This window comes from Mesorhizobium sp. CA16, from assembly GCF_020165175.1.
GTDB lineage: Bacteria > Pseudomonadota > Alphaproteobacteria > Rhizobiales > Rhizobiaceae > Mesorhizobium.
Genome location: NZ_JAIUHP010000008.1, coordinates 22,503 through 34,181, shown reverse-complemented (window position 1 = coordinate 34,181; position 11,679 = coordinate 22,503). Strand labels below are relative to the sequence as shown.

The 11,679-nt window shown below is 64.0% G+C and carries 11 protein-coding genes and 1 riboswitch; of the genes, 5 read left to right on the top strand and 6 right to left on the bottom strand.

Going from position 1 to position 11,679, the window contains the following annotated elements; all coding sequences use genetic code 11:
- The first annotated feature begins 99 nt into the window (after window positions 1-99).
- Together araD1 and LB525_RS28555 are read left to right on the top strand one after the other, a co-directional pair.
- Window positions 100-1,095, top strand: a complete 996-nt coding sequence (gene araD1 / locus LB525_RS13390) for an AraD1 family protein (RefSeq protein WP_224523445.1) — start codon at window positions 100-102, stop codon at window positions 1,093-1,095.
- Between the two features lie 185 nt (window positions 1,096-1,280).
- On the top strand, window positions 1,281-1,403 hold the full coding sequence (locus LB525_RS28555; RefSeq protein ID WP_263481479.1) for a hypothetical protein: 123 nt from the start codon (window positions 1,281-1,283) through the stop codon (window positions 1,401-1,403).
- A gap of 177 nt (window positions 1,404-1,580) precedes the next feature.
- Here LB525_RS28555 and LB525_RS13385 read toward each other — a convergent pair whose 3' ends face one another.
- Complete coding sequence (locus LB525_RS13385) at window positions 1,581-2,675, bottom strand: 2'-deoxycytidine 5'-triphosphate deaminase (RefSeq protein ID WP_095765890.1); 1,095 nt, start codon at window positions 2,673-2,675, stop codon at window positions 1,581-1,583.
- A 116-nt stretch (window positions 2,676-2,791) separates the two neighbouring features.
- Window positions 2,792-2,869, top strand: a riboswitch (SAM riboswitch).
- A 56-nt stretch (window positions 2,870-2,925) separates the two neighbouring features.
- Between LB525_RS13385 and LB525_RS13380 the strand changes: the two genes are divergently transcribed.
- Complete coding sequence (locus LB525_RS13380; RefSeq protein ID WP_224544973.1) at window positions 2,926-4,116, top strand: O-succinylhomoserine sulfhydrylase; 1,191 nt, start codon at window positions 2,926-2,928, stop codon at window positions 4,114-4,116.
- Window positions 4,117-4,198: 82 nt separating this feature from the next.
- Here the strand turns inward: LB525_RS13380 and LB525_RS13375 are convergent, their stop codons facing one another.
- Window positions 4,199-5,344: a ceramide glucosyltransferase gene (locus LB525_RS13375; protein ID WP_224544972.1), complete on the bottom strand. Its 1,146-nt coding sequence runs from the start codon at window positions 5,342-5,344 to the stop codon at window positions 4,199-4,201.
- Window positions 5,345-5,687: 343 nt separating this feature from the next.
- On the opposite strand from LB525_RS13375, the gene apaG reads away from it, so the two are divergent.
- Window positions 5,688-6,080: a Co2+/Mg2+ efflux protein ApaG gene (gene apaG / locus LB525_RS13370; RefSeq protein WP_095765893.1), complete on the top strand. Its 393-nt coding sequence runs from the start codon at window positions 5,688-5,690 to the stop codon at window positions 6,078-6,080.
- Window positions 6,081-6,282: 202 nt separating this feature from the next.
- On the opposite strand, the gene LB525_RS13365 is transcribed toward apaG, so the two are convergent.
- The 3 genes from LB525_RS13365 to LB525_RS13355 form a co-directional block, all read right to left on the bottom strand.
- Window positions 6,283-7,311: an Hsp33 family molecular chaperone gene (locus tag LB525_RS13365; RefSeq protein ID WP_095765894.1), complete on the bottom strand. Its 1,029-nt coding sequence runs from the start codon at window positions 7,309-7,311 to the stop codon at window positions 6,283-6,285.
- A 124-nt stretch (window positions 7,312-7,435) separates the two neighbouring features.
- Entirely contained in the window at window positions 7,436-8,347 is a 912-nt protein-coding gene (gene argF, locus LB525_RS13360; protein WP_140845699.1) for an ornithine carbamoyltransferase, read from the bottom strand.
- A 16-nt stretch (window positions 8,348-8,363) separates the two neighbouring features.
- Window positions 8,364-9,563 (bottom strand): aspartate aminotransferase family protein, encoded by a 1,200-nt coding sequence (locus LB525_RS13355; protein ID WP_140845698.1) that lies wholly within the window; start codon window positions 9,561-9,563, stop codon window positions 8,364-8,366.
- A 357-nt stretch (window positions 9,564-9,920) separates the two neighbouring features.
- On the opposite strand from LB525_RS13355, the gene LB525_RS13350 reads away from it, so the two are divergent.
- Entirely contained in the window at window positions 9,921-10,439 is a 519-nt protein-coding gene (locus LB525_RS13350; RefSeq protein WP_095765897.1) for a GcrA family cell cycle regulator, read from the top strand.
- Between the two features lie 164 nt (window positions 10,440-10,603).
- On the opposite strand, the gene LB525_RS13345 is transcribed toward LB525_RS13350, so the two are convergent.
- On the bottom strand, window positions 10,604-11,608 hold the full coding sequence (locus LB525_RS13345; protein WP_095765898.1) for a magnesium and cobalt transport protein CorA: 1,005 nt from the start codon (window positions 11,606-11,608) through the stop codon (window positions 10,604-10,606).
- Window positions 11,609-11,679: the final 71 nt, after the last annotated feature.

The following is an 11,679-nucleotide window of genomic DNA, read 5'->3' as shown; positions in this document are numbered from 1 at the left end:
ATCCGGACGAAGAATTTCAACCGTGGCACGGATTTCTCCGCGCCGCGCCGGTCAAGGTTTGCCCGCGGGCAGCCAGGCAAGATGAGAGAGGGTTCAAACATGCTGATCTCCCAGATCCTCGACGACGCCGAGACGATCCGCGTCGTCGCCCGCAATGGCGGCGGCAAGACCAGGGTCATCAACGGCGCGCGCAGCGTCTATTCGCTGGCGATGGAGGCCGCGCGGACAGGCACGGGCCTCGAGGCATTGATCGAGCGCAAGGGCTATGGCGAGACGGTCGATCTCGATGCCGCCTATAAGAGGGGCAGGCTGGTCTCGCCGATCAACCATCCGGACCCGGCGCATCTGCACCTCACCGGCACGGGGCTGACGCATCTCGGTTCCGCGGCGACGCGCGATTCCATGCACAAGAAGCTCAGCGAGGGCGGCGAGGCGGAACTCACCGATTCCATGAAGATGTTCCGCATGGGCCTCGAAGGCGGCAAGCCGGCCAAGGGACAGGTCGGCGTGCAGCCGGAATGGTTCTACAAGGGCAACGGCACGATGGCGGTGGCGCCTGGCGCGCCGCTGATGTCGCCGGCCTTCGCGCAGGATGGCGGCGAGGAGCCGGAGATCGCCGGCATCTATGTCATCGGCGATGACGGCGCGCCGTTCCGCGTCGGCTTCACGCTGTCGAACGAGTTCTCCGACCACGTCACCGAACGGGTGAACTATCTGTTCCTCGCCCATTCCAAGCTGCGCAACGCTTCGTTTGGCCCCGAAATCCTGATCGGCGAGCTGCCGGCCGACATCCGTGGCGCATCGCGCATCTGGCGCGACGGCAAGCTGCTCTGGGAAAAGCCGTTCCTGTCGGGCGAAGCGAACATGTCGCACACCATCGCCAATCTCGAGCACCACCATTTCAAATATTCGGCCTTCCGCCAGCCGGGCGACGTGCATGTGCATATGTTCGGCACCGCGACGCTCTCCTTCGCCGATGGCATCAGGACCGAGGCCGGCGATATGTTCGAGATCGAGGCGCCGGATTTCGGCCTGCCGCTGCGCAATCCGCTGGAGATCGAGAAGCCGGTCAAGGTGGCGGTGAAGGCGCTGTAGCGCCGATCTCCCGGTGACTGGCAGGCCAGAGGGGCGCGAAGGAAGCTGCCTCTTCCACTTCGTCATTCTAGGGCGGAGCAAGGAGCGAAGCGACGCGCGCAGACCCTAGATCCATGCCGTGACATTGGGCGTAGACTGCTGCCGTCCAGAATAACCGTTGGCGCAGCGCCAGCTAAGATCGCAACATGACAGGCTATGTTTACATGACCGCGAGCCAGAAGGTGGCACGCTATTTCGGTGTCGCCAATGACCTTACCCACCGCATGCCCGGGCACAAGACCGGCCAAGGCTCCAGAAGATCATCCTGAATGGTTCGAGTTCTCTCGCGGAATTGGCTGGTGAGCGTTCGGCACCGTGGCGGCGCTCAGGCGTCACGGCATGGATTCTAGGGTCTGCGCGCGTCGCTTCGCTCCTTGCTCCGCCCTAGAATGACGAAGAACAGATGGGACGGCGCGTCCCCTTCCGGACATCTCCCCACTTGGACCTCACCGCGCTGCCCGAAAATGCTTGGAGAGCTTCAGGCCCTGCGCCTGATAGTTCGAGCCGAGTTCGGTGCCGTAAAGCGCCTGCGGGCGTTTCAGCATATGCTCGTAGACGAGACGGCCGACGATCTGGCCGTGGTCGAGGATAAAAGGCACCTCGTGGCTGCGCACTTCAAGCACCGCGCGGCTACCGCTGCCGCCGGCGGCGGAGTGGCCGAAGCCCGGATCGAAGAAGCCGGCATAATGGACGCGGAACTCGCCGACCAGCGGATCGAAGGGTGTCATCTCGGCGGCATAGAGCGGCGGCACGTGCACAGCTTCTCGGCTGACCAAGATATAGAATTCGTCCGGATCGAGCACCAGTTCGCCGGCGCCGCTCTTGTAGATCGGCTCCCAGAAATCGACGACATCCTGCGCGGCACGCTTGTCGACGTCGACCAGGCCGGTGTGGTGCTTGCCGCGATAGCCGACAAGGCCGTCCTTGTCGCCATCGAGATCGATGGAGAGCGCGATGCCGCCGCCTGAAATATTGGGCGGCTCGGTGGCGACCAGCATCTCGGCGCGGTGAAGGTCGCGCAGCTCATTCTCCGAGAGCACCGCGTTGCCGGTGCGGAAGCGGATCTGTGACAGCCGCGAGCCGGCGCGCACGACGATCGGGAAGGTGCGCGGGCTGACCTCGAGGTAGAGCGGCCCGCGGTAGCCGGCGGCAATCTTGTCGAACTCATGGCCGCGATCGGTCATGACGCGCGTGAAGATGTCGAGGCGGCCGGTCGAGCTCTTCGGATTGGCCGAGGCGGATACGTTCGCCGGCAGCGCCAGGCTTTCGAGCAGCGGCACGATATAGACGCAGCCGGTTTCCAGCACCGCGCCCTCGGCAAGGCTGATCTCGTGCAGCTTCAGCCGCTCGAGCTTGTCGACGACCCGATGATCCGGACCCGGCAGGAACGAGGCACGCACGCGAAACGCCTTGTCGCCGAGCCTTAGATCGAGGCTGGCCGGCTGGATCTGGTCGGCGTCCAGCGCGCGCGGCGACTTCAGCGCCTTGGCCTCGAACAGCGCTGCGATGTCCTGATCCGGAAGAATGCCTGTTTGCCGCAAAGGCTGGCTCCGTTCACAAGGCCGGGCGAGGATCTAAGCAGGCTCTTGCCGCCCGGCCGGTACAAACCTCTTAATGAAGCCGGCAATTGACGCAAGCGCGGCGCGGGTCTAAAGGGTCGTTATCCCGTGGTGATTTGGCCGGTCGGCTTGCAGCCACGTTAAATAAGTCGCTAAAGGACCGTCGAGCCGCAAGGCTATATGGACCGGTTGCGACTTCGCGGCCGGTTTTTTTGTGTCTGAAAGCAGGGCTATGAGCACCAAGAAGCGCAACTGGAAACCTCAGACGGCACTCGTGCATGGCGGAACGTTGCGTTCCGGTTTCGGCGAGACATCCGAGGCGATGTATCTCACCCAAGGCTATGTCTACGAGACGGCGCAAGCGGCGGAAGCCCGCTTCAAGGGCGAGGAGCCGGGCTTCATCTATTCGCGCTACGCCAACCCGACCGTCGACATGTTCGAAAAGCGCATGTGCGCGCTCGAAGGCGCCGAGGATGCCCGCGCCACCGCTTCCGGCATGGCCGCAGTAACCGCCGCGCTGCTCTGCAGCGCCAAAGCCGGAGATCATATCGTGGCGGCACGCGCCCTGTTTGGCTCCTGCCGCTGGGTGGTCGAGACGCTGGCGCCGCGCTACGGCATCCAGGCGACGCTGGTCGACGGCACCGACATCGCCAATTGGGAAAAGGCGGTAAGGCCGAACACCAAGCTGTTCTTCCTGGAAAGCCCGACCAACCCGACGCTGGAGGTGGTCGACATCGCCGCCGTCGCCAGGCTCGCCAATTCGATCGGCGCCAGGCTGATCGTCGACAATGTCTTCGCCACGCCGCTGCAGCAGAAGCCCTTGCTGCTCGGCGCCCATGTCGTCGTCTATTCGGCGACCAAGCATATAGATGGCCAGGGCCGCTGCCTGGGCGGCGTCATCCTGTCTGACAAGAAGTGGATCGACGAGAACCTTCACGACTATTTCCGCCACACCGGCCCGAGCCTGTCACCCTTCAACGCCTGGACGCTGCTCAAAGGCCTGGAGACGCTGCCGCTACGCGTGCGCCAGCAGACCGAGAGCGCCGGCAAGATCGCCGATTTCCTGGCCGAGCGGCCGGAGATCGCCCGCGTCATCTATCCGGGCCGCGCCGATCATCCGCAAGCGGATATCGTCAAGAAGCAAATGTCGGGAGGCTCGACGCTGATCTGCCTCGACGTCAAGGGCGGCAAGCAGGCGGCCTTTGCCTTCCAGAACGCGCTCGACATCGTGCTGATCTCGAACAATCTCGGTGACGCCAAGAGCCTGATCACCCATCCGGCGACGACGACGCACAAGAACCTGAGCGACGAGGCCCGCGCCGAGCTCGGCATCGGGCCAGGCACGCTGAGGCTCTCCGTCGGCCTGGAGGACAGCGACGATCTGCTGGAAGACGTCGAACAGGCGCTGAAGGCAGCAAAATAGAACGCTGAGAACGCCGCGGCCGGAGCCTTCCAGAGCCGCAATTCCGGACGGAAAACCGTTTCACACTTTTCCTGGAATTGCTCTAGGCGAGCTCCTCCAGCTCGGTCATCGCCTTGGTGCGGATGGTCATGGCGTTGCCGCGCCATTCGACGGCGCCGCCGAACCAGGCGCGCGCCCAGATGGCCGGCAGCAGGGCATCGCGCACGATCATCGCGGTTATGCTGCGCGGCGACAGGTACCAGCCCTTCGCAAAGGCCAGCAGCCATTCCGGCAGGTAGGCGATCGCCAGCACGCCCAAGGCCGTCGTGGGCAGGCTGACGCCGGCGCTTGCCGCCGCAATCAGCGCCAGCAGCAGCGGCACCGCAGCGCCAGTCAGGATCTCCGGCGCGAAGAACAGCGGAAAGGTAACCCGCCGCAGCCGCGCCCAGCGCGTCTGGCGCGACCAGACCTCGGCGAGCCTGCGCTGGCCGAGCGGCTGCTCGAATGGCGAGGCGACGAGGTTGACATTGAGCCCCAGGCCGTTGACCAGCTTGGTGGCCGCCGCGTCCTCGGCGACTTCGGCGGCCAAGGCCTGAATACCGCCATTGGCATCGAGCATCGGCTTGTTCCACAGCATGCTTTTGCCCTGGGCGAAGCCAAGGCCAAGCGCCTCGCCGGCATACTGCCAGCGCGCCTGCAGCGTGTTGAGGAAGGCGCATTCGACTTCGGCCCAAAACCCGTCCGGCCGCGAGCCGATCGGCGTCGAGCAGACGAGGCCGGTATCCGGCCGCCATGCCGCCATCAGGTGCTGGACATAGTCTCTCGGCATCAGCACGTTGGAATCGGCGAGGATCACCCAATCGTGTCTCGCCGCCTGCCAGCCCTTGACGCAGTTGTTGAGCTTGGGATTGGCGCTGACGCGATCGTCGCCGATCAGCAGCCGCGCAGGAATTTTGGGGTGGCGCGCGATCGCCGCATCGATCAGCTTGACCACCGGGTCTTCGGCATGCGCGACGCAGAAGATCAGCTCGTAGCGCGGCCAATCGAGCGAGAAGGCGCGCTGCAAGGTCTCCGGCGTGAACGGCTCGACGCCACGCGACGGCACGATGATGGAGACCGGCGGCCGCGCGCTGGAGGGCGGCGCGATGACATGCCGCCGCTTCAGCCGCGACGAGGCGAGCAGGATGCTGGCGAGATTGAAGGAAAGAAGCGCTGACGAAGCCAGGCCGGCTGCGATAGTCAGTTCCATCGAGATCTGGTCACCCCCGATAGAGAGTTTCACCGTTTCACGCAAACGGCGACCCACTCCATCTCCTTGTTTTCACGCAATTCCGGACGGAAGGCTACGGCGAAGGCGCCGAGCCTAACCGCTCGCGCTTTCCTGGAATTGCTTTAGGCCGCACGCGGCCGTTTCAACTGTTACAGAGCGCCCGAGTCGCCCGGCACGGTTTGTGCACACCAACATTGTCATGTGTCACCTAAATGACATTGTTTTTCGGCACCTGCACTTACAAGGCTGGCAGGATGGTCGGCGCTGCGTTTATCAAGAGCGGAGCGTGACATATTTTCCGCGGCGGCAACCGGAGTGGCCCATGTATCGCGCAGTGACGCGCAACATCGAAGTGCTGGTCAGGCCCTTCTATCTGGAGGACCGCTCCGATCCGTCCGAGAACCGCTATGTCTGGGGCTATCAGGTGACGATCGACAACCGCTCCGACGAGTTCGTGCAGCTTGTGTCGCGCTACTGGCACATCACCGACGGTCAGGGCCGGGTCGAGGAGGTGCGCGGCGCCGGCGTCGTCGGCGACCAGCCGGAACTCAATCCCGGCGACAGTTACCAGTACACCTCGGGCTGCCCGCTCTCGACGCCGTCAGGCATCATGGTCGGCCACTACACGATGCGCAACGGCCGCGGCGAGACGTTCGATATCGCCATTCCGGCTTTCTCGCTCGACATGCCAGGGACAAGGCGCACGGTGAATTAGACGTCGGCGACAGCCTCTTTCTCCCCGTTTCACGGGGAGAAATGCCCGGCAGGGCAATGAGGGGCGGCGCCGGGCTTCTGAGATTTTCCTTGAGGCGGACGACCGCGTCGCCAGCGTGTCGCTATGATCGCCAACGTTGGCGCCGCCCCTCATCCGCCCTTCGGGCACCTTCTCCCCATGGAACGGGGAGAAGGAAGAGGGCTCACTTCGCGAATTCAGCCGGGTCGAAGTCGTATTGGGTCGAGCAGAACTCGCAGGCGACATGGATGCCGCCCTCCTCGGTCGATTCCTTGATCTCCTCAGCCGAAAAGCCTTCGAGAATGCCGCGGATCTTGTCGCGCGAGCAGGAGCACTGGTCGGCGACAGGGACGCCGCGGAAAACGCGCACGCCGTGTTCGTGGAACAGCCGGTAGAGCAATCGCTCGGCGCCCACTGTCGGGTCGATCAACTCGGTCGGCTCGATCGTGCCGAGCAGCGCCAGCAACTCCTGCCAGGAATTGTCGGCCGGCTGGTCCGCAACGTCACGCGGATCGCCGTCGCCGCCGGAAATATCGGGAACGCGCATGCGCTCCGGCGATCGCGGCAGGAATTGCGCCAGGATGCCGCCGGCGCGCCACTGCTCGCGCGCGCCGGCTGGGCCGGGCGTGACCAGCTTGGCGACCGACATCTTGATATCGGTCGGGATCTGCTCCGACTGCCGGAAATAGGTGCGCGCGGCATCCTCGAGCGAGGTGCCGTCGAGCTGGACGATGCCCTGGTAGCGCTGCGTATGCGCGCCCTGGTCGATCGTCAAGGCCAAGACGCCGTCGCCGAGCAGCGTCTGCTGCGAGGTCTCGCCGGCGGCGGTCAGCGCCTGCAGCCGGTCGGCATCGAAGCGCGCATAGGCGCGCAGCGCATGCGGCGTGGTGAAATCGGCCACCAGCATGTCGACCGGACCGTCGGTGCGGGTCTGCAGAATGAACTTGCCTTCGAACTTCAGCGAAGTGCCGAGCAGCACGGTGAGCACGCAGGCTTCCGCCAGCAGGCGGGCGACCGGCTCGGGGTAATCGTGGCGGCTCAAGATAGCGTCGAGCATCGGCCCAAGCTGCACGGTGCGGCCGCGCACATCGAGCGGCGCGACCTCGTAAGGCACGACGTGATCGTCGCCGGCAAAGCCGAATTCACCGAGTTGGGGTTTATGCTCAGCCAAGGTCTGGGTTTCCAGCATGACAATACTCCGGGGCGCAGCCATGCCGCCCGGTGAGCCGCATGCGTCGAAGCGCGTTCGATTTACGTGATGGCCCGCAAATAGGCATCACATGTCCCCAGATCAAGTCGAGCCCGATCGGGCCGGAAGCGGTCAGGTCCAGCCCTTCTCACGCGCCCAGACACCAGGCCAGCACCGCCTTCTGGGCGTGCAGCCGGTTCTCGGCCTCGTCGAAGACCACCGAATGCGGGCCGTCGATCACCTCGTCGGTGACCTCCTCACCGCGATGCGCCGGCAGGCAGTGCATGAACAATGCATCGGGCTTGGCTTTCGCCATCAGCGCCGCATTGACCTGATAGGGCAGGAAGACGTTGTGGCCGCGGGCGCGATGCTCCTGGCCCATGGAGACCCAGCTGTCGGTAACGACGCAGTCGGCCTGGTCGACGGCTTCCTCGGCGGACCTGGAAAACCGGACCTTGCCGCCATTGGCTTTCGACCAGTCGACATATTTCTCGAAAGGCTCGCTGCCTTCCGGCACCGCGACATTGAGGTTGAAGCTAAACCGCGCCGAGGCCTCCAGGAGCGAATGCAGCACATTGTTGCCGTCGCCGGTCCAGGCGAAGGTCTTGCCGGACACCGGACCGCGATGCTCCTCAAAGGTCATGATGTCGGCCATGAGCTGGCAGGGATGCGTGTCGTCGGTCAGCCCGTTGATGACCGGAACGGTGGCGTTCTCGGTGAGCTCCAGCAGCCGGTCGTGCGAGGTGGTGCGGATCATGATGGCGTCGACATAGCGCGACAGCACTTTCGCCGTGTCGGCGATGGTCTCCGAACGGCCGAGCTGCATCTCGGTGCCGGTCAACATGATGGTCTCGCCGCCGAGCTGGCGCATGCCGACATCGAAGGACACGCGCGTGCGCGTCGACGGCTTGTCGAAGATCATGGCCAGCACCTTGCCATCGAGCGGTTTTGAACGCTCACCCGCCTTGAGCCTGGTCTTTCGCGCCACCGCGTCGTCAAGCATGATGCGCAGGTCGCCCGCGGAAACGGCGGACAGATCGGTGAAGTGGCGAACACTCATCGGCAGGTTCCAGAAATTATTTGGCGGCTTCGGCGGCAATCGCGTCGGTCAGGCGCTTGGCGCCGCCGCGAATGCGCTCCAGCGCCTCGCCGATCTCCTCGTCGGTGACGGTGAGCGGCGGCAGGAGGCGGATGACGTTGTCGCCCGCCGGCACGGCAAGCAGGTGCTGGTCGCGCAGCGCCATATTCACCTTGGCGTTGGGCATGGCGCATTTCAGGCCGAGCATAAGGCCGGTTCCCCTGATGCCCTCGATGACGTCGGGGAATTCATCGGCCACCGCCGCAAGGCCCTGCTTCAGAAGCAGCGCCTTGCGCTGCACGTCCTCGAGGAAGCCGCCGGCCAGCACCACGTCGAGCACGGCGTTGCCGACGGCCATCGCCAGCGGATTGCCGCCGAAGGTCGTGCCGTGCACGCCGGCCGTCATGCCGGTCGCCGCCTCGTCGGTGGCAAGGCAGGCGCCCATCGGGAAGCCGCCGCCGATGCCCTTGGCGATCGCCATCAGATCGGGCGTGACGCCTGACCATTCATGTGCGAACAGCTTGCCGGTGCGGCCGATGCCGCACTGGACCTCGTCGAAGATCAAAAGCAGGCCGTGCTTGTCGCAGAGTTGCCGCAGCCGCTTCAGCGATTGCGTCGGCACCGGGCGTATGCCGCCCTCGCCTTGCACCGGCTCGATCAGGATCGCCGCGGTCTCCGGCGTGATCGCCTTTTCAGCGGCGTCGATGTCGTCGAAAGCCACCTGGTCGAATCCCTCGACCTTCGGGCCGAAGCCTTCGAGGTATTTGTACTGGCCGCCGGCGGCGATCGTCGCCAGCGTGCGGCCGTGAAAGGCACCCTCGAAGGTGATGATGCGGAAGCGCTCGGGACGGCCCTTGACGAATTGATAGCGCCTGGCCGTCTTGATGGCGCATTCCAGTGCCTCGGCACCGGAATTGGTGAAGAACACCTTGTCTGCAAAGGTCGCCTCAGTCAGCCGCTCGCCCAGCCGGCGCTGTTCCGGGATCTCATAGAGGTTGGAGACGTGCCACAGCTTGGCGGCCTGCCCGGTGAGCGCCGCGACCAGATGCGGATGGCTGTGGCCCAGCGAATTCACCGCGATGCCGCCGGCGAAGTCGAGATATCGCTCGCCCTTGTCGGTGACCAGCCAGGTCCCCTCCCCACGGTCGAACGCCAGGGGTGCGCGGGCAAAGGTCTCGTAAAGCGCCGAACCGCTCATTATATGCGTCTCCGGAACCGGAAATCAAAAAAGCCGCCAATGCGGCGGCCTTTGCGGCTTATCATGTTTTTCGGCCATGAAGTCAACGAAAACGTCACGCAGAAGCGCGTGGCAAGCCCCTGACGCCACGCCGGTTCATAAGTAGGCCGGCAAGTTGGGGAAAACCGAAAAAACCGAATCGTGTTGCCCTGGGGACTCTTGTCACCGAGTCAGCGCATAAGGTATTTGTAGTCGAGAAATAACTAGATTTCGTGCGGCGGACCTAATCACCCGGTATATGTGGTGTTGTTTGCCCGGCGAGAGCCGGGGGCGGGAAAGGATTCTGACTGCCGTACGCCTCAGCAGGAGCGCGGTCTCATGAACTGGACTGACGAGCGGGTCGAACTTCTCAGGAAATTGTGGTCGGAGGGTCTGAGCGCCAGCCAGATCGCCGCACAGCTCGGCGGGGTGAGCCGCAACGCCGTCATCGGCAAGGTGCATCGCCTGAAGCTGTCGGGCCGCGGCCGCGCAACGGCCGCTCCGGCGCGCCAGAAGAAGGCGACGCAAGGCGCCTCGATGCAGAAATCGGTGACCCGCGCCGCGAGTGCCACGCGTCACGTGACCACCACCATCGGCGCCACCGCGCTGCAGGTGCAGTTCGACGCCGAGCCGGTCGCGCGCCACTACATCCGACCGGTCGAGAACGTGGTCGTGCCGATCTCGCGGCATCTGCAGCTCGTCGAGCTGACCGAACGCACCTGCAAATGGCCGAACGGCGATCCGCTGTCGGAAGACTTCAACTTCTGCGGCAACGACGCCGCCGAAACGGGACCCTATTGCAAGTATCATTCCCGGGTGGCGTTCCAGCCGGCAGGGGAGCGGCGCAGGGCGCGTTGAGCGAATAGCGAATAGCGAATAGCGAATAGCGAATAGCGAATAGCGAATAGCGAATAGCGAATAGAACTGGATAGAGTTTCGCGAAAAGGGCAACTTATTTCCCCTACTCGCTACTCCCTATTCGCTACTCGCTCCCTATTCCCTTACTGCCCTACTTCCCTATTTCACAGCCATCCATTCTTCTTGAACCGCCAGTACAGGAACGCGCAGATGAGCGCGATCGCCACCAGGACGGCCGGATAGCCGTATTCCATCTTCAGTTCCGGCATGTCGGAGAAGTTCATGCCGTAGATGCCGGCGAAGGCCGTGGGCACCGCCAGGATGGCGGCCCATGAGGCGAGCTTCTTGGATATTGCGGTTTCCTGGCTCTGCCCGACCAGCAGACTGGCTTCGAAAGCGAAGGCCAGAACCTCGCGCAGCGAGTCGATCTTTTCCTGCACGGTGCGGATGTGGTCGGTCACGTCGCGAAACAGCGGATGCATGGCGGCATGTATCTGCGGCAGGTCGGCGCTTGTCAGCCGACGGCAGACCTCGACCAGCGGCAGCGCCGCATTGCGCAGCCGCAGCAGATCGCGGCGCAGCATGTAAAGCCGCTCGATATCGGAACCGGTCATCGGCTTCAGAAGCACCTTGTCCTCGATCGCCTCGACCTCGTCCTCGATCTGCTCCAGCACCGGCATGTAGTTGTCGACGATGAAGTCGAGGATGGCGTAGAGGACGAAATCCTCGCCTTTGGCGAGCGAATGCGGGCAGCTCTCCCAGTGCTGGCGCACGGCGGCGTAAGAGGTCGACGGGCCGTGCCGGACGCTGACAATATAGCCGGCGCCGACGAACAGATGCGTCTCGCCGAAAGTGACACGGCCGTCGATCAATTGCGCGGTGCGGGCAACGATGAAGAGGGCGTCGCCATATTGCTCGATCTTCGGGCGCGCATGCGGATGCTCGGCATCCTCGATCGCCAAATCATGCAAGTGAAATTGCGCCTGCACCCGGAGCAGCAGGTTGCGATCGGGCTCGAGCAGGCCGATCCAGACGACATGACCGGGTTTTGCCGCCCATTCGCCGGCCTGTTCGATGGCGATGTCGGCAATGCGCTTGCCGCCCGAATAGACGCTGGATGCAATGATGCCCGACATAGGGGCCGGGGTCAGGTTTCGAACTTGTTCCATCGCAAACCTCCCGAGACTGCGACTGACAAAATCGCTGTCCCTGGAGGAGCTTATCCTAAATCAGGAAGCCA

Coding starts and splice junctions, on each gene's coding strand:
- araD1 (WP_224523445.1), top strand. CDS start 100: ATGCTGATCTCCCAGATCCTCGACGACGCCGAGACGATCCGCGTCGTC.
- LB525_RS28555 (WP_263481479.1), top strand. CDS start 1,281: ATGACAGGCTATGTTTACATGACCGCGAGCCAGAAGGTGGCACGCTAT.
- LB525_RS13380 (WP_224544973.1), top strand. CDS start 2,926: ATGAGCACCAAGAAGCGCAACTGGAAACCTCAGACGGCACTCGTGCAT.
- LB525_RS13375 (WP_224544972.1), bottom strand. CDS start 5,344: ATGGAACTGACTATCGCAGCCGGCCTGGCTTCGTCAGCGCTTCTTTCC.
- apaG (WP_095765893.1), top strand. CDS start 5,688: ATGTATCGCGCAGTGACGCGCAACATCGAAGTGCTGGTCAGGCCCTTC.
- LB525_RS13365 (WP_095765894.1), bottom strand. CDS start 7,311: ATGGCTGCGCCCCGGAGTATTGTCATGCTGGAAACCCAGACCTTGGCT.
- argF (WP_140845699.1), bottom strand. CDS start 8,347: ATGAGTGTTCGCCACTTCACCGATCTGTCCGCCGTTTCCGCGGGCGAC.
- LB525_RS13355 (WP_140845698.1), bottom strand. CDS start 9,563: ATGAGCGGTTCGGCGCTTTACGAGACCTTTGCCCGCGCACCCCTGGCG.
- LB525_RS13350 (WP_095765897.1), top strand. CDS start 9,921: ATGAACTGGACTGACGAGCGGGTCGAACTTCTCAGGAAATTGTGGTCG.
- LB525_RS13345 (WP_095765898.1), bottom strand. CDS start 11,608: ATGGAACAAGTTCGAAACCTGACCCCGGCCCCTATGTCGGGCATCATT.